The organism is Streptosporangium sp. NPDC049376 (assembly GCF_044466505.1).
Classification (GTDB): domain Bacteria; phylum Actinomycetota; class Actinomycetes; order Streptosporangiales; family Streptosporangiaceae; genus Streptosporangium.
The window spans coordinates 894281-920891 of record NZ_JBITMT010000001.1 but is presented as its reverse complement, the minus strand read 5'-3'; the positions used below and the strand labels follow the sequence as shown (position 1 = coordinate 920891).

Below are 26611 nucleotides of genomic sequence, written 5' to 3'. Positions count from 1 at the left end.
CTCCCCGGATTTAACCGGCCCGGCGTACCCCATGCGGGAAGAAAGAAACGAAAACCCGAATCAGCACCGCGGGAACTGTTCCGTCGTTGACAACGGGCCGTTTCGGGCGCATTCTCCGAGGGCGGTGTGACACCGCCGCGAAGAACCACCGCACATGATCCCGGTTATCCGCTGATCATCGCGACGTCACTTCTGACCGTCCGTGGGGCGACGGATGAATATCACCGCGGGAGAGAAAAGGGGACCGGCGCGGCGGCAGAACGGTCCGTGAATTGAACGGAGGCGTTCTTCGGTGGCCACGACCGATCTTGAGGCGCGGGTGACCTCCATCTGCGCCGAGGCCCTCAACCGTTCCCGTCTCGGTCCCGACGACGACCTCATGGAAGCCGGGATGGACTCACTGGTCGCCGTGGAGATCGTGACGCGCCTCGAACTGTCCTTCGGCGCGGACGTCGTCGACGTCGTCTTCGAGACGCCCACGGTCAGCCACCTGTGCGCCGCCGTACGACGTGCCCTGCGGGAGGGGTCACGGAGCGTCGCCCTGCCCGGACCCGCCCCGCCGGCCGTGACCGGGCCGTCCCTCCCCGCGGCGACGACCCTGCTCGGCCTCGTCACCTCGGCCGCCGCCAGGTACGGCGAGCGCCCCTACCTGCTGCCCGTCGAGCCGGAGAGCCGCGTCCTCTCCTTCGCGGACGTCCTGACCTTCACCAGGGGATGCGCGACCCTGTTCGAGGAACGCGGCGTCCCCGCCGGGGCGCGGGTGGCGACGGTCATGCACAACTCGTCGCTGGCGGCGCTGCTTTTCCTCGGCGTCGTCGCCTCAGGGCGGGTGCTGGTGCCGCTGAACCCGAAGGCGGGCGCCGCCGAACTCGAAACGCTCCTGGCGCACTGCGGGCCCGCGCTCGTCCTCGGCCGCGAGGCCACGGCCGTGAAGCTGCGGCGACGCCCGGAGTGGATCGGCACCGACGACGAGGAGTCCCTGCTGACCGGCCTGCTCGCGCGGGGTGAGGCGTACGGCAGGCGGCCGATCCTCTCCGGCGGCGACGGCGCGGCCGACGCCGAGATCGTCTACACCTCCGGTTCCACCGGCACCCCGAAGGGGGTCGTCCTGTCGCACCGGAGCCTGCTGTCGGGCTCCCGGTCCCTGGCCGGATGGGCGCGGGCGGGCCAGGACGACGTCTTCCTCAACGTGGGCCCGCTCTTCCACGCCGGCGGGCAGGTCTTCCCGACGCTGACCCCGCTGTGGTGCGGCGGCCGTACCGTGTGCGTGCGCCCGGAGGCGGCGCTGGCGCGGTTCTGGACCTACGTCGACCGCTACGAGCCAACGTGGACGCTTGTGGTCAACGCCTACCTCGCCCACCTGGTCGAACGGCCGGAACGACCGGTCGCAGGCCGGTTGAAGGGGGTCCTCGCCGGAGGCTCCCCCCTCTCCGTCGAGCTGATCCACCGCTTCGAGGCCACCTTCGGCCTGCCCGTCCACCAGGTGTACGGCATGACCGAGACGGCCTCGATCGCCACGGTCGAACCACGCGGGAGAAAGAGCGGCGACCCCAGGAGCGCCGGGCTGCCCCTGGACTGCTCCCGGGTCCGCGTGGCCGGCCGGGACGGGCGGGACGTCGCGACCGGTGAGAGCGGCGAGGTGCTGCTGAGCGGGGACAACGTGTTCACCCGTTACCAGGACGCCCCCGGCCTCACCGGGGAGCGGGTCGACGACGGCTGGATACGCACCGGCGACCTGGGACGCCTCGACGAACGCGGGGAGCTGTCGATCGTCGACCGCCTCGACGGCATGGTCGTCGTCAACGGCGAGAACCTCTACCCCGCCGAGGTCGAGAACCTCGTCCCGCACCTCGAAGGCGTCGAGGACGCCGTCCTGGTGGCGCTGCCGCACCCGGTGACGGGGGCCGAGCCGGTGCTCGTCTACACGCTGCTGCCCGATGCCGTCGCCCGCGTCGACGGCTGGCGCGCGACGCTGCTGAGGTTCGTCAGCACCTTCAAGGTGCCGCGCAGGTTCGTCCCCGTCGAGGACCTGGGCCTGGACGCCTTCCCGAGAACCCCGCTGGGCAAGATCGTGCGGTCTGAGGTGCGGCGGCTCGCGGCCGGACGCCTGTCGTGACCGGGAGCCTCCGGGCCCGGCGCGCGCCGGGCCCGGAGGAGGGGTCAGCCGGCCTCCGCCCTGACCACCCGGGCCGCGGCGACCATGTTGTCCAGGGAGACACGGACCTCGCCCCAGCCACGGGTCTTCAGGCCGCAGTCGGGGTTGACCCACAGCCGCCCGGCCGGGATGCCGCCGAGTCCCTCGCGCAGCAGGGAGGCGACCTCCTCGACGTCCGGCACCCTCGGGGAGTGGATGTCGTAGACGCCCGGCCCCACCTCGCGGGGATACCCGGCCCCGGCCAGCTCGCCGGCGACCCGCATGTGGGAGCGGGCGGCCTCCAGGCTGATCACGTCGGCGTCAAGGTCGTCGATGGCGGCCAGGATCTCACCGAACTCGGCGTAGCACATGTGGGTGTGGATCTGGGTGTCGGCCCGCACCCCGCTCGTGGCCAGGCGGAAGGCCTCCGTCGCCCAGGCCAGGTAGGCGGGCCGGTCGGCCGCGCGCAGCGGCAGCGTCTCCCGCAGCGCGGGCTCGTCCACCTGGATGACGGCGATGCCCGAGTCCTCCAGGTCGGCGACCTCGTCGCGCAGGGCGAGGGCGACCTGGCGGGCGGTCTCGGCCTGCGGCTGGTCGTCGCGGACGAAGGACCAGGCGAGCATGGTGACCGGGCCGGTCAGCATGCCCTTGACCGGGCGCCTCGTCTGGGACTGGGCGTAGGTCGTCCAGCGCAGCGTCATCGGCCCGGGGCGGGAGACGTCCCCGGCCAGGATCGGCGGGCGCACGTAGCGGGTGCCGTACGACTGCACCCAGCCGTGCTGGGTGGCCAGGTAGCCGTTGAGCCGCTCGGCGAAGTACTGGACCATGTCGTTGCGTTCCGGCTCTCCGTGCACCAGGACGTCGATGCCCGCCCGCTCCTGGAAGACCAGGACCGAGCGGATCTCCGAGGCGATCAGCTCGTCGTAGGCGTCCTGGTCGATCCGCCCGGCGCGCAGGTCGGCGCGGGCCGCCCGCAGCCGCCCGGTCTGCGGGAAGGAGCCGATGGTGGTCGTGGGCAGCTCCGGCAGGCTGAGGCGGGCGCGCTGGGCCGCCGCCCGCTCACCGTACGGCTGGGGCCTGCGGGTGTCGGCGGGGGTGACCGCGGCGGCGCGGGCCCTGACCCCGGGGTCGTGGGTGAGCGTGGAGGCCTCGCGTGAGGCCAGGTCGGCCTGGTTGGCGGCCAGCCGTCCGGCGACGGCCCCGGTTCTCTCGCTGAGCCCGGTGGCCAGGGTGACGACCTCGGCGACCTTCTGCCTGGCGAAGGCGAGCCAGCGGCCGACCCGCGGGTCGAGGCCGTGTTCGAGCCCGAGGTCGACGGGGACGTGCAGCAGCGAGCAGGAGGGCGCGACGTCCACCCGGCCGGCCAGGCCGAGCAGGGTGGCCAGGGTCGCCAGCGACCCGCCCAGGTCGTTGATCCACACGTTGCGGCCGTCCACGACACCGGCGATCAGGCGCTTGCCGGGCAGACCGCCCGCGCGGGCCAGGTCCTCCAGGTTGGCCGCGGCCGGGCCGGTGAAGTCCAGTCCCAGGCCCTCGATCGGCGCCCTGGCCAGGACCGGCAGCGCGTCTCCGAGCCGGTCGAAGTAACCGGCGACGAGGATCTTCGGCCGGTCGGTCAGGGCGCCGAGCTCACGGTAGGCGTGGGCGGCGGCGTCGAGCACCGCCCGGTCGCGGTCCTGCGCCAGCGCGGGCTCGTCGAGCTGCACCCACTCGGCACCGGCCGCGCGCAGGGCGGCGAGCACCTCGGCGTAGACGGGCAGCAGCCGGTCGAGCAGGCCGATGGGTTCGAAGGCCGGGTCCGCGCCGGGGGCGGGCTTGGCCAGCAGCAGGTAGGTGACGGGGCCGACGAGCACGGGGCGCGCGGTGTGCCCGAGCGCGACGGCCTCGCGCAGTTCGCCTACCTGTTTTGCCGGGTCCGCGGCGAAGACGGTGTCAGGTCCCAGCTCCGGCACCAGGTAGTGGTAGTTGGTGTCGAACCACTTGGTCATCTCCAGCGGGGCGACCTCCTGGGTGCCCCGGGCCATGGCGAAGTATCCCGCCAGGGGGCCTTCCGTCTCCACGACGGCTCGGTGACGCGGGGGGACGGCGCCGACCATGACGGTGGTGTCGAGGACGTGGTCGTACAGCGAGAAGTCGCCGGTCGGCACCTCCCGCACCCCCGCCTCCGTCAGGTGCCGCCAGTTGCCTGCGCGCAGCCCGGCCGCGACGTCCAGCAGGTCACGCTCGGTCACCCGGCCCGCCCAGTGGCCCTCGATCGCCTTCTTCAGCTCACGGTCCGGCCCCTGACGGGGGTAGCCGTACACGGTGGGGGAGGAAGTCTCGGTCACGGAACTCTCCTTCGCGAGTCACGAAAGGACTCCGGTGCCCCGAGGGGAGAGACGAAGGAGAGGCGGGCGCACCAGGCCCGTCCCATGCCGCCGACCCACCCGCGAGGTCACCGAGGTCACCGCGTGCGTGGTCGCACGCGGGCAGTGGCAGGTCTTCGGACTCGCGGGCACGTCCGGGCCGTTGTCTCGCCCTGACACCTAGTGGCCGTCGCTTCCCGGACCCGATCTGCCGGATCCAGTGCGTTTGACGGCGGTCGTTCCCACTCACCGCTGCGGGGCAGTCCCGGAGTCACACCGGGTTCCCTCTTACGACGCGTCTGCCTGGCGGGCAGGGCGAACCGACTGCGTCCCCAACCCTACGCGCATCCGATGGCGGAGCGACAACCATATTCGGGCCCGCCGGCGGGTTCGCGGGATCGTTCTCCCGTCGCCCCGGACCGCCTGAAACCGTACGGGGGAATTCGCGGGTCGCGGGAAAATCTCCGTCCCCCGCTTTCGCGACTCAACAACCGTGACCTAAGACCCCATTTCCTACAATTTCCGAAAGAAAAGGTCAGGATATATTAGACCCGGCAAACCCCCCAGCCATCGGAGTTAACCATGTATCGGACTAAAGGGTCACATCTCCATCAAGGGCGTATACCAAGCGCCCTAACCGGTGTCAAGTCGCGAGTCGCCGCCATTCTCCACCGGCGTTTCCCGGTCATCATGCGAGGGACGCTTGGCCTGGTGTTCCTGTGGTTCGGCGTGCTGAAGGTGGCGAACGTCAGCCCGGTCGGCGCCCTGGTCGCCGACACCCTGTCCTTCGTGCCGCTGCCCGCGTCGTTCGTGGTGCCCGCCCTGGGCGTGTTCGAGGTCGCGGTGGCCCTGGCGCTGTTCACCGGCCGGTGGCTGCGCCCGTTCCTGCCCGTGCTCCTGCTCCACCTCGTCGGCACGTTCCTGGTCCTGGTGCTCCACCCGGGTGTCGCGTTCAAGGACGGAAACCCGCTCATGCTCACAATGGAGGGCGAGTTCGTCGTCAAGAACGTCGTCCTGATCGCCGGGACATTGGTCGTCGCCGCGACCCTCCCCCGGCGCGAGGGGCACGAGGAACAGCGGGAGGAGTCCCGCCTGCCGGTTTCCACCACCTCGCGTTAGAGAACTCACGACGGGCCCGTCGCGGGCCCGTGGAGAACGAGTGCCGGGAAACGGGAAACGGGATCGCCCCGTTTCCCGTTTCCCCAAAGGCACGACGCCCCGCCCAGGACCTGTTTTGTGGATCTTCGCCGTGGCGAGGATCGTCCAGGTGGATGCCCCGCGAGGCGGAGGAGGAGCTCATAACGGAGTTATGGGCGACAGATTCTCCCCGGCCCCCCACGGCAAACGCGGAGCCTGCGGAGCGTTTTCGTGGGGTGGGGCGCCAACGCGGCGGGGCGCCGCCTGGGCGACCGCGGCAGGCGGAAAGATCCGCAAAACGGGTCCTAGGGGAGCCCGTCCCCCAAGGGCGGGACCTTCGTCCCTGATGGTCACGCCGTACGGCTCCGACAATGGAGATGACGGCTTCGCGCCCGGAGAGCGGGCGCCGCCACCGTCACGAAGAACGGGGGTTCAGATCATGCGATCCAAGCAGTGGGACGTCCGGGTCTCCATCACCGAGGACGGCGACGAGACCTTCGCCAGGGCGGTCCTGCCCATCGCGGGTGCCGGGGAACTGGCGGGGATCGGCCGGGCACGCCGCAACCCGTCCGACGATCCGGTGGCCGAGATCGGCGACGAGCTCGCCGCCGCCAGGGCGCTGGCCGACCTGTCCGGCAGGCTGATGAGCGTCACCTCGGCGGACATCGCCCAGCTGACCGGCCCTACCTCGTGGTGAGGGGGCCCCGCGCACGGACCGGCCCGCCCGCCGTCGCCCTCACGGACTCCGGCGGACGGGCCCCGGTTCACCGCCGGCCGTAGACCTGGTGGACGAACTCGGCGAGCTTGTCGTCGGGCAGGCCCTTGGCCAGGTCGGCCTCACTGATCATGCCGACGATGCGGTGGTTCTCGATCACGGGCAGACGCTTGATCCGGTGCCGTTCCATCATGGTCAGCGCCTCGTCGACGCTGCCTTCGACGTCGATCCAGATCAGCCCCTGGGCGAGCTCACTCGCCGTCGTCTCGTCGAGGTTCCCGCCCTCTGCGCAGCACTTGATCACGATGTCACGGTCGGTGATGATCCCCTTGAGCCGGTCGTCGTCCCCGCAGACCGGCAGCGCGCCCACATCCAGGTCGCGCATCATCCGCGCAGCCGTACGCAGACTGTCGTGTTCACCGACGCACCGCGCGTCCGGGTGCATCAGGTCCCGGACCGTCCTGCCTGTCTCCGTTCTCGTCATCGTCACCCCTCCTGACGGTAGGTTTGTGGGCCTCTATAGCCCTATGCCCGATAAATTCGGATTCAGTGGGGCGATTCTGGAGAGAAAGGCTGTGATCCACGATCACGGCCTTCTCGGCGGGCCACCCGGATGTCAGGATGTCGGGTGTGACCCTCGCGGCGTCGGCGCTTCGCGTGCCACGTGCCATCGTCTTCGCGACGCTGTGCACCGTGGTCTCCGCGGGCGGCCACGCCCTGGCCGGAGGCGGTCTCGTCCCGCCGTTCCTCGGGATTCTCGGCGTCGTCGTCTCCTTCTGCGTCGCCTACCCGCTCGGCGGTCGTGAACGCGGCCCCGAGGTGGTGCTCACGGCCACCGGTGGCGTGCAGCTCCTGCTGCACGAGCTGTTCAGCCGGGCCGCGCACGGGCCGCACACCACGATCCTCGGCGACCACGGCCATCCCACCTCCGGCATGACCGCGGTCCACCTGGCCGTCGCGCTGGGCACCGGCTGGTGGCTGTACCGCGGTGAGAGCGCGGTGTGGCTGATGATCCGCCTGTACGGCCGCCGCCTGCCGGTGATCCGGCTGCTCCTCACCGTCCCCACCGAGGTGGTCGCCCCCGTCCGGCGGCCGGTGACCACCCATGAGGCCACGCCGTACGGCGGGCGGGACGTCCTTCCCGCGCTACGGCGCCGCGGCCCACCCCTGCCCGTCCCCGTCGGCTGAGCCCCACACGGACCCCGGGTGTTCCGTCGCCCCTCCATGACCGGAGCGCTCTCCGCTCCTTCGTGACCGGGCGTTCTCTCCGGTCTTCGTGACCGGTACTCCTCCGGCTCCTTCGGGATCGGAGGTTCCCTCCGGTCTTCCAGGACGCCCCTTCCCGGACCCTCCGTGGCCAGGCGCTCTCCCAGTCCCCGGTCGGGTGCCCTCCCCTGCCCGGTGACCGGGCGATCCTCCCGAAGCCAAGGGGTCGGCACCACCTCCCGCCGAGCCCGTCCCTGGCCCGGCCAACCCGTCATGCCCGGACGTGCCCTACGTCCTCGCCGTGCTTCTTCGCTGGGCCCCTTCCCTGGGCTCCTTCTCCATGCCCGAACACCCCCCGCAAGCCGTCGATCACCTGTCTGGCGGGCACCTTCCGATGCCCTCGGCCCGTCTTGACCAGCGCCGAAGGAACCCCTATGCCTCCTGTCACACCCATCCCGTCCACCCCCTCCTGGCTCTCCGACGAGCAGGTGACGGCGCTCGCGCTGGCCGCGCGTGCGGGGGCGCCCGACACCGTCGAGGCCTTCGCCCGCGCCGTCTACCCGGACGTACTGCGCTTCGTCGCCCACCTGGCCGGAACCCACGCGGCGGAGGACCTGACGCAGGAGACCTTCGTACGGGCCCTGCTCGCCCTGCCCCGTTTCGCGGGCCGCTCCTCCGCCCGGACCTGGCTGCTGTCCATCGCCCGGCGGGTCGTCATCGACCGCTTCCGGTCCGCGGCCCGCCGTCCGCTCCTCTCCGACCTCACGGACTGGCAGTCGGCGGCCGAACGCCGTCAGCCCCTCGGGCTTCCCGGACGCGAGGACGGAGTCGCCCTGGCCGACCTGCTGTCCAGGGTCCCGCGTGAACGCCGCGAGGCCTTCGTGCTGACCCAGCTGGTCGGGGTGCCGTACGGCGAGGCCGCCGAACTGATCGGCTGCCCGGTCGGCACCGTACGCTCCCGCGTTGCCCGCGCCAGATCCCAGCTGATCGCCTCCCTGACCGCCGCCGACCGGGCCGCCTGACCCCCGCCCCGAACGATCGTCACGCCCTGACCTGCGCGAGAAGGCCAGATCCCCGGATGACGGCGGCGGGCTCACCGGGACCCGACCGGGCAGAACTCGGCCGACAGGACGTCGGCGAAGACGTTCAGCCCGCTCCAGTCGCCGTTGATCTCGGTGGCCAGCATGTGCCTGCCGTCTCGCCGCCCCATGGCGTACGTCCATGATCCGTAGGTGGCACCGGCGTTACCCCAGACCCACGTGCCGCACGACAGTCTCTGGGTGAAGACGCCGAGTCCGTAACGGGTGTCGGGGATCCAGGCGGGCCCGCCCTTGGTCTCGACGGTGGTGAACATCTCCTTCTGCTGGGCGGCGGGCAGTAATCGGCCGCCCAGCAGCGCGCCGAAGAACCGGTTGAGGTCACCGACCGTCGAGACCATCCCGCCGGCCGACCAGGCGGCGGACTGGTTCATGTCGCCGGCGTCGTAGATCGCCGGGTTGGGTTCCTGGGAGAACAGGGTGGAGTAGTGCACGGGGTGCGGACCTCGGATCCTCGCCTCCGTTCCGGGAAGGTATGTCCCGGTCAGGCGCAACGGCCGGATGATCCGCCGGGTCACCTCGTCACCGAAGGTCCTGCCTGTCGCCTTCTCCACGATCATGGCGGCCAGGATGTAGTTGGTGTTGGAGTAGGCGAAGCCCCCGCCGGGGGCGAAGTACGGTGGGTTGCGCAACGCGATCCCCACCAGCTCCTCCGGCGTGACGACGTCGTAGCGGTGCTCGAACCACGCGGCGCCCCGCCCCTTGGCGAAGAATTCGGGGTCGTTGCCGTAGTTGAAGATTCCGCTGGTGTGGTTGAGCAATTGCCGGACGGTGATCCTTCCGCCGTCGTATCCGTTGCCCCGCACCAGTCCGGGCAGCCAGTGCTGAATACGGTCGTCCAGGCTCAGCCTGCCCTCTCCGGCCAGTTGCAGTACCACGGCGGCGGTGAACGCCTTGGTGGCACTGCCGATTCTGAAACGCTCGTTCGGGCGGCGCCCGCGAGCCGTTTCGGTGTTTGAGAACCCCGCCGAACCGAACCACCGTTTGTTCCCCTCGCGTACCTCGGCGGCGATGCCGGGTGCCCCGTTTTCGGATACGGCCCGGTCAAGCGCGGGCTGTACCTGGGCGGGGCTCGCCACGAGCGCGGCGGCGAGAAGAAGGGATGCGATCACATCGAACTCCGATACACGAGACAGCGCGTGTTTTACAGACACAAAAGCTAGTTTGCATTCAGGGCGCCGTCAATAAAATCCGAGACATTCACCCGGCATTTTGCAATGACAATGAAGGTGAATGCAAAATCCCTACTTGCAATGAGCTGCCAGCGAATGCAATATTTGTTTTCAACGGGAGGAGGCGCAGCGCCGATGCCAGGCGGCAGACTGACATACGAGGAACGCCGGGAAATCGCCAGGGGACTGGCCGAAGGGCTCACCTACACCGAGATCGCCAAATGCCTCGGACGCCCGATCTCCACCGTCACCCGCGAGGTCATCCGCAACGGCGGGGCCGGCGGTTACCAGGCCGACCGGGCCCACCACGCGACCGGGATCCGGGCCCACCGCAACAGGTCCGCCGAGTCCCAGCCGGCGCCGGCGGTCAGAGACGGGCAGGGACGGAATCCGGAGACGATCAGGCAACTGGAAGACGACTTCAGCACCATGCTGGTGGACACCGGACTGCCCCGCATGACCGCTCGGGTGCTCGCCTGCCTCTACACCACCGACAGCGGCAGCCTCACCGCCGCCGAACTCGTCCAGCGGCTCCAGGTCAGCCCGGCCTCCGTCTCGAAGGCCGTCACCCAACTTGAGCAGCAGCGGTTGATCCGGCGCGAACGCGATTCCCGGCGGCGTCGTGACCGCTACGTCATCGACGGCGACATCTGGCACCGGTCGTGGCTGGCCAGCGCCCGCAGGAACGCCCGACTCGCCGAGGTCGCCGACGACGGTGCCGAGGTCCTCGGTCCGGCCACCCCCGCCGGTGCCCGGCTGAAAACCATGGGCGCGATCCTCAACCGGCTCAGCGACGACATGATCCGCGCGGCCGAGCGCCTACGCGGCGCCGGCGGCGATCAGTGAGCTCCGACCGCCGGCACCCGCCTCCTCCCCACCGCCGCCCGAGGCGTCGACGGACCCGGTCGCGGCCGGGCCGAACCGGGTTCACGCGCGAGCGTCCGGCCCGGCCGAAGGGAAGGGACTCACCGCCGGCCGGTCACCGTTCCTCCTTCATGCCGTCCAGTCGAAGCAGAGCGCTCCGGCCGGTGCTCCGCCGCCTCGCAGGCGCGCGTAGACGGACTCCGCGTCCACGGGGGACACCCGTTCGGAGATCATCGCGGCGGTCCTGAACGTTCCCGAGGCGAGACGGCGGAAGTACAGCTCGGTCACCGCGTCACGGTTGAGCGGGCCCGCCGACGGGTCGTCGGAGACGAGGTCGGCGTGCGCCCCGAGGATGGTCAGCGAGTTGCTGACCACGCCGGGACCGAGCGTCTGCCGGGACGGTGTGGGCGTGTCACCGAGCAGGACGACACGGCCCAGCGTGCGCGCCAGCCGTACCGCCTGGGAGAGCACGGCGGGGTTGCCGGTGACGTCGAAGACCACGTCGGCGAACCGGCCACCGGTCAGGTCGGCGACGGCGGCGAGGGCGTCGCCCGCGGTGGCCGCGAGCAGGTCGCTCGCCCCGCTCGCCCGCGCCAGGTCGAGCCGCCTGGCGTCGGTGTCGACGGCGACGACGCGGGAGGCTCCGTGCGCGACCGCGTACTGCACGACCAGCTGACCCACCGGGCCGAGCCCCAGCACCACGACGGTCTCGCCCATGGTGATCGCGGCTCTGGCGGCGCCCGCCGCCGCGGTCACGACGAGGGGGATCCACACCGCCTCCTCGTCCGTCACGCCGCCGGGCAGCGGCCGGGCCTCACGCTCGGTGAGGGTGACCAGCTCCTGGTGGGGCGCGTAGCTCTGCACGCGGTCACCGGGCCGCAACGTCGTGACGCCCTCGCCGACCGCCTCCACGACCCCGGCCATGCTGTAGCCGGGCCGGAACGGGTGACGCACCCACTCCTCCCAGTTGGTGCCCGGGTCGAACTCCCCGCGCAGGCAGGCCAGCTCGGTGCCGGGGCTGATCAGCGACAGCGTGGTACGGCACAGCACCTCGCCGGGGCCCGGAGGGGCGACGTCCTCATGCGCCACCCGCACCTCGCCCGGACCCGGGAACTCCACGAACAACGACCTCATCGGTCCCTCCCAAGATGTACGGTCCGCCCGTGGGCGGCGCTCTGGTACGCCGCTTCGATGATCCGCATCGAGGTGACGCCGTGCGACGCACCGGGGGTGGGGTCGGCCCCGGCCAGAGTGTCCAGGAACGCACGCATCTGCGCGTCGTATCTGCGCTGGAGCGCCGCTTCGGTGAGCTCGCCGGGAAAGGTCTCCGCGCCCGGCTGCCCGGCCCGTACCAGCGTGCCGGGGAAGGTCTGCGCGTACGCCTCGGTGCCGGACACGCGCACGCTCCCCGTCGGACCCGGCGTGTGCGGATGCCACCAGCCCGACTCCACGCCGGAGGTGACCCCGTTGTCCCAGACGATCGTGAGGATCGCGGTGTCGTCGACCGGCAGGTCACGGTAGTGCGTCCCGCAGTGCGCGCTCACGCTGACGGGCTGGGGGTCGCCGAGGATGTGGCGGGTGACGTCGATGGCGTGGACGCCGAGGTCCATGAGCGCGCCGCCGCCCGCCAGCGCCGGGTCGGTGAACCAGCCCTCGGGGCCGAACCCGGCGTGGACGGCGTAGGCGGTGGTGTGGACGGGCCTGCCGAGTGTCCCGTCGCGCACCAGGTCGCGCAGCCAGCCGACCTGCTCGTCGAAACGCAGGCAGTGGGCGAGCATCACCCGGGCACGCGGGCCTTCCGCGGCGGCGATGGCCAGGGATTCGGCGACGCTCAGCGCCATCGGCTTCTCCAGCAGCACCGAGACCCCGGCCCGCAGCGCCTTGACCGCCTGCTCGGCGTGCAGGGAGTTGGGCGTGGCCACGATGAGGCCGTCCACGTCGCCGTCCGCCAGGAGACGGTCGAGGTCGAGGTAGCGGCGGGCGATGCCGTACCGCTGTGACAGGGCGTCGAGGGACTCCGGCCGGTGGTTGACCGCGGCGACCAGCACGGCGCCGGCGTCGGCGACGGCGCGTGCGTGGTAGTCGGCGATGTAGCCGGTCCCGGCGATGGCCAGGCGCGGTGGGTGGTTCATGCGAGTTCGTCCATGCGAACGAGGCGGGCACCGGCGGCGCGCAGACCGTCGATGACCAGCGGCAGGGCACGGCCGGTGGCCTTGGTCCACGGATGGAGCAGCACCACGGCGCCGTCGCCGTGCGCGACGGCCTCCTCCACGACCAGGCGGGCGACGCCCGGCCCGGTGGCCTTGCCGCGCCAGTCGAACGGGTCCACGTGCCAGCTCGTCTCCCGGTAGCCGAGCCGGTCCAGCGCGGACCGGATCGCCGGGTCATCGCTGCCGTCGCCGAACGGGCAGCGGAACCAGGGGCTCGGGTCGTGGCCGGTGGCGCGGCGGATGGCGCGTTCGGCGAGCCGTACGTCCTGGTCGAAGGCCTTGGGCGACAGCCAGCTCATCGGCGCGTGGTGGTGGGAGTGGTTGCCGATCAGGTGACCGTGGGCGGCGAGGTCCTTGGCCAGCGCGGGGTTCGCCTGGGCCCAGCGCCCCTGGATGAACATGGTCCCCACGGCCTCGCGCTCGGTGAGCGTCTCAAGCACGTGCCGGGTGCCGTCCGGGTGGGCGGGATGGTCGCCGTGCTCGACGTCGAAGGTCAGCGCCACTCGCCAGGGCGCCGGTTGGGTTCGGGGTGACTCCGTCACGCCTTCTACCTGCCTCTGATTCGGGGGGTGCCGCCTTGACAGAGGTAGCGGCCGTGATCAGTATTGCTGACAACATTATAAGCAATCAACCGCTCGGCAGATTTCGGAAGGAAGCGAACTCCCGATGGCCCGCTATCGGCTCGAAGCCGGTCCGATCCCCCTCCACCACCAGGTCTACCTGGACCTGAGCGCCGCGCTCGACGAGGGGGAATGGCAGGCGGGAGACCGTCTGCCGCCGGAGAGAGAGCTTGCCCGCCGCTACGGATGCAGCCTCATCCCGGTACGGCGAGCCCTGGCCGAGCTGGCCCGCGAGGGCCGTCTGGAGCGCACCCGCGGGCGCGGCACGTTCGTCCAGCACTCCCGGCTCGAAGTCGATCTGGGCACCAGCCAGAGCTTCGCCGACCTGATGAACATGCACGGCCTGGACCCGGACACCAGACTGGTCGCCTCCGGGATCGAGATGCCGGGAGAGATGGTCGCCGCCGCGCTGGCCCTGGCCCCCGGCGCGCAGGTCGTCTATCTCGAACGTCTGCGCATCGCCAACGGCGAGCCGTTGATCCTGGAGCAGGTCTACCTACCGGCCGGCCGCTTCGCCGGGCTGCTCGACCACGATCTTGAGCGCAACTCCCTCTACAGCCTGCTCGGCGCGCACTACGGCGCCAGGATCGTGCGCGCCCGCGAGGTCATCGAGCCGGTACGGCTGCGCGCCCACGAGGCGCGGCTGCTCGACCAGCCCGTGGAACGCCCCGCCATGCTCGTCGAGGGGGTCGCCTTCGGCTCCGGCGACGAGCCCATCGAGTTCACCCGCAGTTACGTGAGAGGCGACAGAGCCCGCCTCTCTTTTGAGCTCTCCATCACCCGCCCCCCGGACCCCCCAGCCTAGGGAGAGACACATGAATCGGTTATGGCACACCCTGGCCGCGATCTTATTGGCCACGACGCTGGCCGCCTGTGGAGCAGACTCCCCTCCCGGCGGTGACGACGCGGCTGTCGAGCTGCGCTGGTACTGCTGCCTCGGCACCGGTGAACAGGCCGAACAGGTCAAGGCGCAGCAGAAGGTGATCGAGAGGTTCAACGCCTCCCAGCGCCGGATCAAGGTCAAGCTGGAGGTCGTCACCTACGACTCCGCCCGCGACACGCTCGCCACCCAGATCGCCTCGGGCAACGTGCCCGACCTCGCCGGTCCCGTGGGGGTCGGCGGTGCGGCCGCCTTCCACGGCCAGTGGCTCGACCTGGCCCCGCTCATCAAGTCCAGCGGCTTCGACCTCAGCCCCTACGCCAAGGGCAGCGCCGACCTCTACCGGATCGGCTCCGTTCAGGAGGGCGTCCCGTTCGCGATCTACCCCTCGACCCTGTACTACAAGGCCGACATGTTCGAGGAGGCCGGCCTGGCCGAGCCGCCGCACAAGTACGGCGAGAAGTACACCTGGCCCGACGGCCGCCAGAGCGAGTGGAACTACGACACGCTCAGGGAGCTGGCCCTCAAGCTCACCGTCGACAAGAACGGCAAGGACGCGACCCAGGAGGGCTTCGACCCCGGCCAGATCGTGCAGTACGGCTTCGAACCGGCCCGTGACGACCTGCGCTACCAGGGCGCCGCCTTCGCCGCCGGATCACTGGACACGGGCGACGGCAAGACCGTGAAGATCCCCGACGCCTGGGCCGACTCCTGGCGCTTCTTCTACGACGGCATGTGGAAGGACCGGTTCATCATGACCGGCCCCGTCTTCCAGACCGAGCAGTTCAACGGGGACGGCGCCGCCTTCTTCTCCGGGCACGTCGCGATGAGCGTCAACTTCCTGTGGTCCACCTACGGCGTGGCAGGCGCGGGCGACGACTGGGACCTGGCGGCGATGCCCTCCTACAAGGGCAGGACCACCTCACCCACCAGCGCGGACACCTTCCGGATCCTGGCAGGCAGCAAGCACCCCGCCGAGGCCTTCGAGTTCCTGAGCTACCTGGTCGGCCCGGCCTCCCAGGAACTGCTCTCCGCGTACGGCGCGATGCCCGCCCGCACCGCCGACCAGGACGCCTTCTTCGCCAAGCTGGCCGGGCAGTTCCCCAACAAGGTCGACTGGCAGGTCGCCAAGGACAGCGTGGCCTTCGCCGACAACCCCCACTCGGAGTCGTACACGCCCAAGTACAACCAGACGCTCACCATCCTCGGCACCTACAGGAGCCGCTGGATGACCCAGGGCGGGCTCGACATGAACGCCCAGCTCAAGGCGATGCGCGAGGAGATCCAGGACGTGTGGAACCGCTCATGAGGAGCGAGACCACATCCTGGGTGGCCCGCAGGGAGGCCCGGTACGGGCTCCTGTTCGTCCTTCCGTGGATCATCGGGTTCCTCGCGTTCACGGCGGTCCCGATGGCGGCCACGTTCGTCTTCACCTTCCTCAACATCTCGCTGACCGAGCGGGAGCCGCTCATGTTCGTCGGCCTGGCGAACTACCAGCGGCTCTTCGCCGACCAGCAGGCGTGGGCCTCGCTGTGGGTGACCGCCCGCTTCGCCCTGCTCTGGCTGCCGCTGGTCGTCGTCCTGCCGTTCCTGCTCGCGGTCGCGGTCAACAGCAGGTACGTGCGCGGCACCGGGCTGTTGCGGGTGCTGTTGTTCATGCCGTACGTCGTGCCGTTCGTGGCCAGCGCGCTGATCTGGCAGAACATGCTGGTCGACGACGGATGGATCAACACCGCGCTGCGCGTGCTCGGCGTCGGCGACGCACCGAGCTGGCTGAGCGACCCCAGCTGGGTGATCCCCGGGCTCGTCATGATCGGCCTGTGGGGGCTCGGCTCGGGCATCATCATCAACCTGGCGGGGCTGCGCGGCATCCCCACCGAGTTGTACGACGCCGCGCGGCTCGACGGTGCCGGATGGTGGCGCCAGCTGTGGCACGTGACGGTCCCGATGATGTCGCCGGTGATCTTCTACACGATGATCCTCGCGGTCGTCGAGGTCATGCAGTACTTCCTCATCCCGCTGGTGCTCTTCGACGGCAGCGGCGACCCCGGCGGCGCGACCCGTTTCTTCAACCTCTACCTGTACCAGACCTTCTTCACCTATCAGGAGATGTCCTACGGCTCGACGCTGGCGTGGCTGCTATTTGTCATCACCCTCGTCGTGACCCTGGTGCTGTTCCGGCTGTCCAGGCACTGGGTCCACTACACGAGTGAGAGGTGACCCGGTGACCCCGTACGCCGCCCGCCGCATCCGGACGGCGCTGATGACGATCGTGATGTTCGGCATCGTCGTGGCGTTCCTGTCGCCTCTCGTCCAGATGACGCTGTCGTCGCTGAAGAGCGAACGGCAGGTCAGCCAGGCGCACGCGCCGCTGCTGCCGTCCGACCCGCGCACCTTCACCCATGAGGGCCGGCAGTACGACGTGTACCGGGTGCCGCTCGACGGCACGGTCCGCGAACTCGCCCTGGTGAAGAAGGGTCGCGCCGAGAGCGAGTTCCTCGACCCGGCGGCTCCCGAGAGGGGAACCGTCGTCTGGCGCGGCTCCTGGCGCACCCTGAAACCCAGCTGGGTCCTGGCGCCGCAGTGGTCGAACTACGCCGCGGTCTGGAGGCTGATCGACTTCCCCCGGCTGCTGCTCAACACCATCACGCTGGCGGTGATCAGCACGATCGGGACCGTCCTGTCGTGCACGCTGGTCGCCTACGGCTTCGCCCGGTTCCGCTTCCCCGGCCGCGGGCCGCTGTTCACCCTGCTCATCGCCACGATCTTCCTGCCCACCGCGGTGACGCTGATCCCGACATACACCATCTTCGTGCAGATCGGCTGGGTCGGCACCTGGCTGCCGCTGCTCGTACCGACCTTCTTCGCCAACGCCTACAGCGTCTTCCTGCTGAGGCAGTACTTCCTGACCATCCCGCGCGAGATGGACGAGGCGGCCTCGATCGACGGTGCCGGACCGCTGCGCACGCTGCGTTCGGTGATCGTGCCGCAGGCGTGGCCGGCGATCACCGCCGTCATCCTGTTCAACTTCGTCTACACCTGGAACGACTACTTCACCCCGCTCGTCTACCTTTCCGGGCGGCCCGAGCTCCAGCCGCTGCAGGTGGGCCTGGCCGTCTTCAACGGCCTGTACTCGACGAAACCCGCCTACATCCAGGCCGGCGCCATGATGACGATCGCCGTTCCGGTGATCCTCTTCATCTGTTTCCAGCGCACGTTCGTGCGCGGCATCATGAGCACCGGAGTGGAGAAGTGACCGTGGCGGCCGAGGGCCGGGGAGGCGGGTCGGCGGGGTTCAGCCGAGACGGCGGGCCGCGTACAGGATCCGGTCGTGGCTCTCCTCGTCGGCCGGTTCCCGCGCCGAGGTCTCCACCAGTCCCCGGGTGGCGACGACGCGCAGCCCGGCCCGTTCGGCCGCCCGGCGTACCGTCCGGTCGGAGTGGTGCCGCTGCACGTGCCGCATCGAGACCCGCCGCCAGGTCGTCCCCGACCGCTCGAACAGGTCGAACCGGGTGACCACCACCGCGTCGGCCTCGATGGGCGGGGACTCCGCGAACCACGCCACGTACCGGTCCCCCCGGTCGACGACCGTGGGGGCGCCGAACACACGCCGGTAGTAACCGACGGTGTTCATGTCGAAGACCAGCACCCCGCCCTCGGTGAGCTGGTCGCGCGCGGCCGCCATCGCCGGGGACAGATCGTAGCCGGTCACCTCGAAGCCCCGCTCGCGGAAGGCCACACTGCTGCGACCGGTTCCGCAGCCCGCGTCCAGCAGCCGCCGTCCGCCCTGGCCGTACCGGTCGACCAGCTCGACGTAGCGCTCCACCAGGTCGACGGTGTCGGTCCGCGCGTTCAACTCGTCATAGCGGGGCGCGATGCCCTCGTACGCCGCCAGCGTCTCATCCGCATGTGTCACGCGCGCCTCCTGTAAGCCGGGCCGGGGACCGCGCCGGACCGTCGGGCCCGGCGCGGCCGGTAGGGGGACCTACCAAACACGCCACGCCTGCCGGTTGACCCGGCGGCCGGTAACCCGGCGCATCAGCTTCCTCGTGACTCCTCCGTTCCCTGAAGGAAGCGGCTTCTCGCTACACCGCTTCCGCGGCCTGGCGAAGGGCAAGCCCTGCCCTCAAGATGTTGACCGCCGCGTTCACATCGGCGTGCGCGGCATGCCCGCACTCCCGGCATCGGAACTCGGCTTGGGTGAGGCGGTTCTCCGCAGCGCGGTGCCCGCAGGCGGCGCAGGTGCGGGAGGTGTGGGCGGGGTTCACCGCGATCAGCTCTCGACCGGCGCTCTCAGCCTTGTACGACAGAATCGTCAGGAACACCCCCCACCCCGCATCCAGAATGCTCCGGTTCAACCCGGACTTGGCGGCGATGTTCCGGCCGGGCCGCTCGACCGTGCCCGCAGCCGAGCGGGTCATGTTCGCGATCCGCAGATCCTCGTGAACGATCACGTCATAGGCGCGGACCAGGGCGAGCACGGCCTTGTGCCCGTGGTCGAGGCGCTGACGGCGGACCTTGCCGTGCAGGGCGGCGACACGGGCGACCGCCTTACGGCGCCGCGTGGAGCCTCTCTTCTTACGGGCCAGGGCCCGCTGCGCGTCCGCGAGACGATCGGCGGTCGCGGCCAGGTGGCGCGGGTTGGCGACGTGCTCGCCGCCGGAGGTGGTCACCAGCGAGGCGACGCCCATGTCGATGCCGACCGCCGTGCCCGTGGCGGGAAGTGGTTCGGCGGACACGTCGTCGCACGACAGGATCACGTACCAGCGGTCGCCCTCCCGTTTGACGCCGATCGTCTTCACGCGGCCCTTGACCGGCCGGTGCCGGTGCACCCGGACATGCCCGACACCCTGAAGGCGCACGAACGCCGCGGTGGGGTGTTCGGGCTGGGAGTCCCACCGGCAGCCGTCACCGTCCCTGGGCCACTCCACCGTGTCGAACCGGCCCCGACCCTTGAAACGCGGGAACCCGGGCGTGCGGCCCGCTTTGACGCGGTCGAAGAACGCGCGGAACGCCCTGTCGAGCCGTCGGAGGGTGGCCTGCTGGGAGGAGAACGACCACCGGCCCTGCCCACCGGTGTCGTCGGCCCGGATGTGCTTCAGGTCGGCCGACTGATCGCCGTAGCGGATCGTGACGCCCGCCTTGCGGTAAGCGGTGCGGCGGTGCTCCAGAGCGGCGTTGTACAGCGTGCGGTGGTCTTCCAGGCACGCCGCCAGCGCGATCTCCTGGTGACGGGTGGGGCGCAACAGGAACTTAAACGACCTGCGCACACCCCACCCCCATCACGTTCGGCAACGAAACCGTCACGGTATCGACCGACACCGACAAAACCAGGAAACAGACCAGGCGGGTCAACGCGCGTTCGGGCCTTGGCGGCCCTCCCGCTCCCGATTCCCCCGTCATCTGAAGGCGACGGCCCCTCGGGAGAATCTGATGAAGTCGCGGAGCGGCCACATTTCCCATCCGCCCCCGGAAAACACCGGAAAATGTCGGAAAGCGCCGGGGAACCGGCCGCGCGGGTGACTTCTGTGAAGGAACCTGTACGGCCCGCGCGGCGGACCCCCAGCCCTGGCGCGGGCCGCACAGGAGACCCGGGCGGTCAGCGTTTGCGCCAGCCGGAGACGAGGACCCAGACCAGGTAGACACCGCCGAGGGAGCCGGTCATCACCCCGACGGGAAGCTGGGTCGGGGCCAGCAGGCGCTGGGCGGCCATGTCTCCGGCGACCAGCAGCAGCGCGCCCATGAGGCCCGACAGGACCAGGACGGGGGCGGCGGATCTGGCGAGTCTTCGGGCCAGCTGGGGGGCGGCGAGCGCGACGAACGGGATGGGCCCCGAGGCGACCGTCGCCACGGCGGTGAGGGCGACCCCGAGCAGCATGAGCCAGAGCCGGGAGCTCTCCACCCGCACGCCCAGGGCGGTCGCCAGTTCGTCGCCGAGTTCCATCAGCTTCAGCCGCCGGCCGAAGGCCAGCGTGACGGGGACGAGGACCAGGAGCGTGCCGACCAGCAGGTTCACATGGCCCCAGCCGCGCCCGTTGAGGTTGCCGGTCATCCAGGTCGCCGCGACGTGGGCGTCGGCGAACTCGGCGCGGGCGATCAGGTAGATGTTGGTCGCCACCAGCCCCCCGTTGACGGCGATGCCGACCAGGATCAGCCGGTAGCCCTGTACCCCGTCCCTGAAGGCGAGGAGATACACGACGAGGGAGGTCAGCAGGCCCCCGGCCAGGGCGCCGCCCGCGACGGCGACCATCCCCCCGCCGAGCACGATGATCTGGATGAGCGCGCCGGTCGCGGCGCCCGTGGTGAAACCGACGATGTCGGGGCTGCCCAGCGGGTTGCGGGTGAGGCTCTGGAAGACCGCGCCCGCCAGGCCGAGGGCCGCGCCGACGAGCAGTCCGGTCAGCACGCGCGGCAGCCTGAGCGTCTCGACGACGAACATGTGGGCGCGCTGGCCGTTGCCCGCGAGGGCGCGCAGCACGTCTCCGGGGGCGATCGGGTACTGCCCGGTCCCGATGGCCAGGACGGTCAGCGTGGTCACGGCCGCCGCGAGCACGGCCCCGGTCAGCACGACCCGGAGGCCGACGCGGAAGGAGGCGCGACGCCCGGGGAGGGTGACCGTGAACCCGGGGCGCTTCGTGGTGTTGAGCGCGTTCACAGCTGGGCGATCCTCCTGCGGCGGACGAGGGCGAGAAAGACCGGCATGCCGACGAAGGCGGTGACCACCCCGGCCTCCAGCTCCGCGGGCCACAGCACCAGACGGCCCACGATGTCGGACACCAGCAGCAGCACGGGGCCGAGCAGCACCGAGTACAGCAGCACCCAGCGGTTGTCCTGGCCGACCGCCAGCCGGGCGGCCTGCGCCACGACCAGGCCGACGAACCCGATGGGCCCGACGGCCGCGGTCGCCGCGCCGCACAGCAGGGTGACGGCGATGACACCGAGCACCCGGGTACGGCCCGGCCGTACTCCCAGGGCGCGTCCCGCGTCGTCGCCGAGCGCGAGCGCGTTCAGGGAGTTGCCCAGCGACATCGCCACGATCAGGCCGACGACCATGAAGGGGACCGTCCTGGTCACGACCGTCATGTCGTGGCCGCTGAGGGCTCCGGTCCCCCAGTAGCGGTACTGCTTGAAGGCCTCGGGGTCGGTCAGCGCGATCGCCTGGGTCGCCGAGGCCAGGGCGGCGCTGACCGCCGTCCCGGCCAGGGCGAGCCGTACGGGGGTGGCGCCGGAGCGCCCGCTTGAGCCGATGAGGTAGACGACGACCGCGGCGGCGGCCGAGCCCGCGAAGGAGAACCAGACGAGGCCCCCCAGGTCCTGCAGCCCGAACAGGCCGACGGCCGCCGCGATGGCGATGACCGCGCCCGCCTCGACGCCCAGGATGCCGGGGTCGGCCAGCGGGTTGCGGGTCAGCGCCTGCATGAGCGCGCCCGCCAGGGCCAGGGAGGCGCCCACCCCGATCCCGAGCAGGGTCCTGGGGACGCGCAGGTCGTGGATGACGTGGGCCGCATCCGAGTTGTCCGGGTGCAGCAGGAGCCTGACGACGTCTCCGGCCGGGATGGCCTTCGAGCCGATGGCCAGGCTCGCGAGCACCGCCAGGACCAGCAGCAGGAAGGCCAGCAGCGCGCCCGCGGAGCGCAGCGCCGTGCCGCGCGCCCGGCCTCCCTTCGGCCTGACCGGCGGGGGCGCCAGGAGTCCGACGCCCTCCCCGGCGGTCATGACGGCGCCTTCGCGGACGCGGTGCGGGTCACCGATGGTAAGGGGAGGTCCACTCGGTCCTCTTCCTCCTTGTGAACGCTCCGGTGAACGTCCTTGTGAACTGACGGTCGCCTAGGCGAGCTTGGCGAGGATGGCTTCGAGCTGGCCGACGATCTCCAGGACGCCCTTGTAGCTGTACTGGTAGCCGTACTTGATCGGGTAGACGTGCCCCTCCTTCGCGGCGGGCAGCAGCTTCCACGATCCCTGGTCGAGCAGCTTCTGCGTCGCGGGGTCGACGCCGCCGTCGGGCTGCGCGCCGTACAGCAGGACGGAGGTGTCCTTGAAGCGGGAGATCTGCTCGTAGGAGAGCCGGACGCCTCGGTTGGCGCGCTCGTCGGTCGCGACCTTGGAGAACTTCAGGCCGGTCTCCTCCATGAACAGGCCGGGCCAGGAGACCGGGGAGTTGGCGACGAAGCCCTCGGGGCCGCCCTCGACGTAGTCCCAGGTGGTCTTCTCCAGGACGGCGGAGTACTTGGACTTGATCTCGGCGATCTTCGTCTCGTACTCGGCGATCTTCCCGGCCATCGCGTCCTTCTTACCCAGCGCGTCGGCGATCTCGGGCAGGGCCTTGCGGACGTCGGCCGGGTTCTCCGTCACGAAGAAGGCGGTCGGCGCGATGGCGCTGAGCTTGTCGTAGCCGAAGTCCTCCTCCCTGCGCTGGGTGCTGACGATGAGGTCGGGCTGGAGCTGGGCGAGCTGCTCGTAGTTGATCGACGTCTCGTCGGTCCCGACGACGGGGATGGTCTTGACCTTCGCCCAGTCCTCGGGCGAGTAGTCGCTCTCGGCCTCCTGGAGGACCGCGATGGGGGTGATGCCCAGTTCGAGGACGGCCGCGGTGGTGTTGAGCAGGGAGACGACTCTCCTGGGCTCGGTGGGGACCTGAACGGCGCCGTGGACGGTCTGGACGGTCCTGGTGGCGGCGGGTGCCCCTGAGGGGTCGCTCGCCGAGCCCGCGGAGGGGGCCGAGGAGGGACCGCACGCGGTGGTCAGGGCGACCAGCCCGGCGGTGAGGAGGCCGAGAACGGCCCTGGTGAGATGCATCCCGCGTCTCCTGGATCACTATTGTTAGGTAAGGCAAACCTAAGTAAAGAGTCAGGTTTCCTTCACGTCAAGTCGGGGCCCCCCGTCACCCGGGCACGGGCGGCCCCGGTCAGTTCTCGTACCGGGGGTCGAGCGCGCCCGCGCGCAGCCCGACCAGCCGTGGCAGCAGCTCGATGGTCGCGGGACGGTGGGCGATGACGATGAGCGCGCGCTCGTCGCGCAGCCGGGCGAGCGCCGTCTCCAGGCTGCGGGCGGTGACCGGGTCGACGTCGGCGGTCGCCTCGTCGAGGATGAGCACGGCCGGGTCGGCGAGCACGGCCCTGACCAGCCCGAGGATCTGCCTCTCCCCCGCCGACAGGTCCCCGGCGGGGGTGTCCAGTCCCCGGGGCAGACCTCGGAGGAACGCGCCGATCCCCAGGGTCTCGAAGGCCGCCTCCATCTCGGCGCGTCCCGGCTCGCCCCTGGCGAGGGCGAGGTTGTCGGCGACCGAGCCGGAGACCATGTGGACCTCCTGCGGCACGAGGGCGATGCGTCTGCGCACCTCCTCCGGCGAGGCCTCGCCGAGATCGACGCCGCCGAAGGTGACCCGCCCCGAGTCGGGCCGGTAGAGGCCGCTGAGGAGCTTGGACAGGGTCGTCTTGCCCGATCCGGTCTCCCCGACGAGCCCGGCGTGGGCGTTCTCGGCGAAACGCACCGAGACCCCGCGCAGCACCTCGGTCTCGTCCTCGTAGCGGAAGGTGACCTCCTCGGCCAGCAGCTCTCCCCTGGCGGGCAGCGGCCGGTCCCCGCCCGGTTCCGGGGCGCCCGCCGACAGCAGGTCGAGCAGCCGGGCCAGCCCGGCCCTCACGGTCTGCATCTCCCCCGCGAGCTGGGACAGGTCGCCGAACCCCTCGAACAGGTTGCGCCCGGCCAGCACGAAGACGACCGCAGTGGAGACGCTCAGATGCCCTCCGGCGGCCAGCCAGGCACCGAAGCCCAGGAGCACGGCCATCGCCGCCCCCTCGACCAGGGTGATCGCGCCGATCCTGTTCTCCACCACGACCGTGCGGCGCTGGGTGAGGAGGGCGGCCAGGTTGTCCCGGTCGAAACGGGCCAGCCAGGCGGGCATGCCGCCCGCGGAGCGCAGTTCCTCACGCGCGTCGAGGGTCTCGGCGAAGGTGCCCGCCATGGTCGCCTCCGCCCCGGCGTGCGCGCCGAACGCGGAACCGGCGTCCTTGGCGAACCAGCGGGTGATCAGCAGCGCCGGGGGCAGGAAGACCGCGACGACCACGAGGGTCAGCGGCCAGGAGTAGCCGAGCAGCACGACGGCGGTGAAGGCCAGCGTCGCGGTGACGCCGAGCAGGTTCGGCAGCGCGGTGCGGACGAACATGGCCAGCTCGGCGATCTCCCCGGTGGCGCGCTGCAGCAGCGAGCCGTCGCGGTGCGCCTCGATGAAGCGCAGCGGCGCCCCGGCGAGCCGTTCCGCGGCGCGTTCGCGCAGTTCCCTGGCGACCCGCTCTCCCGCGTCGGCCAGGGTGGTCGCGGCGAACCTGGCCAGCAGCGCCTGCGCGACGACGAGCCCGGCCAGCAGAGCAACGGCCGTGAGCAGCCGGTCGCGGTCGCCTTCGGTCAGCGCCTCGACGGCCAGGCCGATGAACGGCGCCAGGGCGACCAGCGCGGCGCTCTCGGCCAGGCTGAGCAGCAGCGCGAGCAGGATCCTGCCCGAGTGCGGCCGCAGGTACGGCCAGGCGCGGCGCAGCAGCCTCCTGGTGGACGGCTCGTCGGACAGCATGACGACCTCAGCCATGGGAGACCTCCGCTCCGGTGAGGTCGAGCACACGGTCGGCGGCGTCCGCGACCGCGGCCCTGTGGGTCACGAAGACGACGGCGGTCCGCGGCGACCAGCGGCGCAGCCGGTCCAGGACGTGCGCCTCCGTCGTCTCGTCGAGGGCGGAGGTGACGTCGTCGAGCAGCAGCACGGCCGGTCGGCCGAGCAGGGCGCGGGCGAGGGCGAGCCGTTTCACCTGGCCGCCGGACAGGGCCCCGCCACGCTCGCCGACCTCCGCGTCGAGGGGCAGGTCGATGGCCGCGGTGTGGCAGGCGGCACGCAGGTCGTCCTCGTCCAGGTCACGGCCGAGCCTCAGGTTGTCGGCGACGGTCCCGGAGACCAGCACGGGCCGCTGGGAGACCAGGACCAGGCTCGCCGCCACCTCGTCGGGGTCGGCGGCGCGCAGGTCGAGGCCGCCGTAGGAGACGGTCCCCTCCGAGGGGTCGGCGCGACGGCACAGCAGCCGCAGCAGCGTCGACTTGCCCGAGCCGCTCGGCCCGGTCACGGCCAGCAGCTCCCCCGGCTTCACCGAAAGCGACAGCGGGCCGAGCACCCGCCGCCCGTCGCGGACGACCGTCACGTCCTCGCAGGCGAGGACGGCGTCCGCGGGCAGCGGGAGGGGGTCGGCCGGCCGGTCGAGCGCCGGGCGCAGCGCGAGGACCTCGGCGATGCGGCGGGCGGCGACGACGGCCTGGCCCCGGTCGGCGAAGCGTTCGACGGCCACGCCGACGGCCAGGGTGAGTGTGACCATCCACGTGGTGAACGCGACGAGGCCGCCGACGGTGAGGTCTCCGGCGAGCACCGCCATGCCGCCGAAGCCGATCCCGGCGACCACCGCCAGGCGGGGGATCATCGGCCCGAGCGCCGACCAGGTCGCCGAGATCCGGGCGGCGCGCATGGTCGTCTCCGTGACGCGGGCGCTGTGCGCGCGGTGCCTGCCGAGCAGGACGTCGGCGCCGCCGAGGCCGCGCAGCGCGCCGCCGACGGTCAGCAGGTCCGCGACGGCGTCGGCGCGGGCGGCGTGCGCGTCGGACAACTCGGCGAGCGCGGGCTCGAACCTGCGGGAGAACACCACGTTGACCAGGATCAGCGGCGGGATCATGGCGAGCGTCACGTAGAGCAGGACGGGTTCGAGCGTGGCCAGGGCGGGCAGCACGACCGCGAACGTGGTGGCGATGACCGCCCAGGTGGTCAGGCCGTGCACCCAGATGCGCACCAGGTCCACGTCCCGGGTCACGCTCATGGCCAGGTCGCCCCGGCCGCCCCGCCCGGCCAGGTCGTCGTCGCCGAGCGCGGCGACGTGCCGGACCAGGCGGTGCCGCAGCGTGACGCCCGCCCGGGCGTCGGCCAGGTTCGCCCACCACTGCCAGCCGGCGAGCCCGGCCCACTGGACCGCGGCGGCGGCCAGGACGGCCAGCGCCCAGGTGATCGTGGTACCGACGTCGGAGCGGGAGATGCCGTCGTCGACGGCGCGCTGCACGCACCAGGGGATGGCCAGCAGCGCGACCTGCCTGACGACGGCCGAGACGACGGCGGCGGCCAGGGTGCGCCGCTGCGCCAGCAGGCACTGGCGCAGCAGCGAGGAGGGCCGGGGTGGCCGGGGTGAGGAGGGATCGGAGAGCGGCAAG

Annotated in this window: 23 protein-coding genes and 1 riboswitch; of the genes, 10 read left to right on the top strand and 13 right to left on the bottom strand. The window is 71.2% G+C overall.

Annotated features, from left to right (window positions below; all coding sequences use genetic code 11):
• The first annotated feature begins 292 nt into the window (after positions 1 to 292).
• Complete coding sequence (locus tag ACIBVQ_RS04135; protein WP_399175475.1) at positions 293 to 2116, top strand: AMP-binding protein; 1824 nt, start codon at positions 293 to 295, stop codon at positions 2114 to 2116.
• A 44-nt stretch (positions 2117 to 2160) separates the two neighbouring features.
• Here ACIBVQ_RS04135 and metE read toward each other — a convergent pair whose 3' ends face one another.
• Positions 2161 to 4461 carry a 5-methyltetrahydropteroyltriglutamate--homocysteine S-methyltransferase gene (gene metE / locus ACIBVQ_RS04130; RefSeq protein WP_399175473.1) on the bottom strand — a complete coding sequence of 767 codons (2301 nt, stop codon included), beginning with the start codon at positions 4459 to 4461 and terminating at the stop codon, positions 2161 to 2163.
• Between the two features lie 146 nt (positions 4462 to 4607).
• Positions 4608 to 4783: riboswitch (cobalamin riboswitch) on the bottom strand.
• A 386-nt stretch (positions 4784 to 5169) separates the two neighbouring features.
• On the opposite strand from metE, the gene ACIBVQ_RS04125 reads away from it, so the two are divergent.
• Together ACIBVQ_RS04125 and ACIBVQ_RS04120 are read left to right on the top strand one after the other, a co-directional pair.
• A complete protein-coding gene (locus tag ACIBVQ_RS04125) occupies positions 5170 to 5598 on the top strand; it encodes a hypothetical protein (protein ID WP_362771692.1) in 429 nt (142 codons plus the stop codon).
• Positions 5599 to 6055: 457 nt separating this feature from the next.
• Entirely contained in the window at positions 6056 to 6313 is a 258-nt protein-coding gene (locus ACIBVQ_RS04120) for a dsRBD fold-containing protein (RefSeq protein WP_352009171.1), read from the top strand.
• A 67-nt stretch (positions 6314 to 6380) separates the two neighbouring features.
• On the opposite strand, the gene ACIBVQ_RS04115 is transcribed toward ACIBVQ_RS04120, so the two are convergent.
• A complete protein-coding gene (locus ACIBVQ_RS04115) occupies positions 6381 to 6815 on the bottom strand; it encodes a CBS domain-containing protein (protein ID WP_352009170.1) in 435 nt (144 codons plus the stop codon).
• Positions 6816 to 6961: 146 nt separating this feature from the next.
• Here ACIBVQ_RS04115 and ACIBVQ_RS04110 point away from each other — a divergent pair, with 146 nt between their 5' ends.
• On the top strand, positions 6962 to 7519 hold the full coding sequence (locus tag ACIBVQ_RS04110; protein WP_399175471.1) for a hypothetical protein: 558 nt from the start codon (positions 6962 to 6964) through the stop codon (positions 7517 to 7519).
• Between the two features lie 452 nt (positions 7520 to 7971).
• Positions 7972 to 8559, top strand: a complete 588-nt coding sequence (locus ACIBVQ_RS04105; RefSeq protein ID WP_399175469.1) for a sigma-70 family RNA polymerase sigma factor — start codon at positions 7972 to 7974, stop codon at positions 8557 to 8559.
• 71 nt (positions 8560 to 8630) lie between these two features.
• Here ACIBVQ_RS04105 and ACIBVQ_RS04100 read toward each other — a convergent pair whose 3' ends face one another.
• Positions 8631 to 9746: a serine hydrolase domain-containing protein gene (locus tag ACIBVQ_RS04100; RefSeq protein WP_399175467.1), complete on the bottom strand. Its 1116-nt coding sequence runs from the start codon at positions 9744 to 9746 to the stop codon at positions 8631 to 8633.
• A 195-nt stretch (positions 9747 to 9941) separates the two neighbouring features.
• On the opposite strand from ACIBVQ_RS04100, the gene ACIBVQ_RS04095 reads away from it, so the two are divergent.
• A complete protein-coding gene (locus tag ACIBVQ_RS04095) occupies positions 9942 to 10652 on the top strand; it encodes a MarR family transcriptional regulator (protein WP_399175465.1) in 711 nt (236 codons plus the stop codon).
• A 147-nt stretch (positions 10653 to 10799) separates the two neighbouring features.
• Here ACIBVQ_RS04095 and ACIBVQ_RS04090 read toward each other — a convergent pair whose 3' ends face one another.
• From ACIBVQ_RS04090 to ACIBVQ_RS04080, 3 genes are read right to left on the bottom strand one after another with little or no spacing between them, the layout of a single operon-like run.
• Positions 10800 to 11804, bottom strand: coding sequence for a zinc-binding dehydrogenase (locus ACIBVQ_RS04090; protein ID WP_362916368.1), 1005 nt, complete (start codon positions 11802 to 11804; stop codon positions 10800 to 10802).
• Complete coding sequence (locus tag ACIBVQ_RS04085; RefSeq protein ID WP_399175462.1) at positions 11801 to 12802, bottom strand: Gfo/Idh/MocA family protein; 1002 nt, start codon at positions 12800 to 12802, stop codon at positions 11801 to 11803. The genes ACIBVQ_RS04090 and ACIBVQ_RS04085 overlap by 4 nt, the downstream gene beginning before the upstream one ends.
• Positions 12799 to 13422, bottom strand: a complete 624-nt coding sequence (locus ACIBVQ_RS04080; RefSeq protein ID WP_362771679.1) for a polysaccharide deacetylase family protein — start codon at positions 13420 to 13422, stop codon at positions 12799 to 12801. Before ACIBVQ_RS04080 ends, ACIBVQ_RS04085 begins: the two co-directional genes overlap by 4 nt.
• Positions 13423 to 13546: 124 nt before the next feature.
• Here ACIBVQ_RS04080 and ACIBVQ_RS04075 point away from each other — a divergent pair, with 124 nt between their 5' ends.
• Genes ACIBVQ_RS04075 through ACIBVQ_RS04060 form a run of 4 tightly spaced genes read left to right on the top strand, consistent with a single transcriptional unit; the run spans position 13547 to position 17636 of the window.
• Positions 13547 to 14305 (top strand): GntR family transcriptional regulator, encoded by a 759-nt coding sequence (locus ACIBVQ_RS04075; protein WP_399175460.1) that lies wholly within the window; start codon positions 13547 to 13549, stop codon positions 14303 to 14305.
• Positions 14306 to 14315: 10 nt separating this feature from the next.
• Positions 14316 to 15689: an ABC transporter substrate-binding protein gene (locus ACIBVQ_RS04070; RefSeq protein ID WP_399175458.1), complete on the top strand. Its 1374-nt coding sequence runs from the start codon at positions 14316 to 14318 to the stop codon at positions 15687 to 15689.
• On the top strand, positions 15686 to 16600 hold the full coding sequence (locus ACIBVQ_RS04065; RefSeq protein WP_399175456.1) for a carbohydrate ABC transporter permease: 915 nt from the start codon (positions 15686 to 15688) through the stop codon (positions 16598 to 16600). The genes ACIBVQ_RS04070 and ACIBVQ_RS04065 overlap by 4 nt, the downstream gene beginning before the upstream one ends.
• 4 nt (positions 16601 to 16604) lie before the next feature.
• Positions 16605 to 17636, top strand: a complete 1032-nt coding sequence (locus tag ACIBVQ_RS04060) for a carbohydrate ABC transporter permease (RefSeq protein WP_399175454.1) — start codon at positions 16605 to 16607, stop codon at positions 17634 to 17636.
• Between the two features lie 39 nt (positions 17637 to 17675).
• Here the strand turns inward: ACIBVQ_RS04060 and ACIBVQ_RS04055 are convergent, their stop codons facing one another.
• From ACIBVQ_RS04055 to ACIBVQ_RS04025, 7 genes are all read right to left on the bottom strand, one after another.
• A complete protein-coding gene (locus ACIBVQ_RS04055; RefSeq protein ID WP_399175452.1) occupies positions 17676 to 18296 on the bottom strand; it encodes a methyltransferase domain-containing protein in 621 nt (206 codons plus the stop codon).
• A gap of 169 nt (positions 18297 to 18465) precedes the next feature.
• On the bottom strand, positions 18466 to 19650 hold the full coding sequence (locus tag ACIBVQ_RS04050; RefSeq protein ID WP_399175450.1) for an RNA-guided endonuclease InsQ/TnpB family protein: 1185 nt from the start codon (positions 19648 to 19650) through the stop codon (positions 18466 to 18468).
• 329 nt (positions 19651 to 19979) lie between these two features.
• Positions 19980 to 21035 carry an iron chelate uptake ABC transporter family permease subunit gene (locus ACIBVQ_RS04045; protein WP_352009156.1) on the bottom strand — a complete coding sequence of 352 codons (1056 nt, stop codon included), beginning with the start codon at positions 21033 to 21035 and terminating at the stop codon, positions 19980 to 19982.
• A complete protein-coding gene (locus tag ACIBVQ_RS04040; protein ID WP_399175447.1) occupies positions 21032 to 22096 on the bottom strand; it encodes a FecCD family ABC transporter permease in 1065 nt (354 codons plus the stop codon). The genes ACIBVQ_RS04045 and ACIBVQ_RS04040 overlap by 4 nt, the downstream gene beginning before the upstream one ends.
• 111 nt (positions 22097 to 22207) lie before the next feature.
• Complete coding sequence (locus tag ACIBVQ_RS04035) at positions 22208 to 23176, bottom strand: ABC transporter substrate-binding protein (RefSeq protein WP_399175445.1); 969 nt, start codon at positions 23174 to 23176, stop codon at positions 22208 to 22210.
• 109 nt (positions 23177 to 23285) lie between these two features.
• Entirely contained in the window at positions 23286 to 24962 is a 1677-nt protein-coding gene (locus ACIBVQ_RS04030) for an ABC transporter ATP-binding protein (protein WP_399175443.1), read from the bottom strand.
• On the bottom strand, positions 24955 to 26610 hold the full coding sequence (locus tag ACIBVQ_RS04025) for an ABC transporter ATP-binding protein (protein WP_399175441.1): 1656 nt from the start codon (positions 26608 to 26610) through the stop codon (positions 24955 to 24957). Before ACIBVQ_RS04025 ends, ACIBVQ_RS04030 begins: the two co-directional genes overlap by 8 nt.
• Between the last annotated feature and the right edge of the window lies 1 nt (position 26611).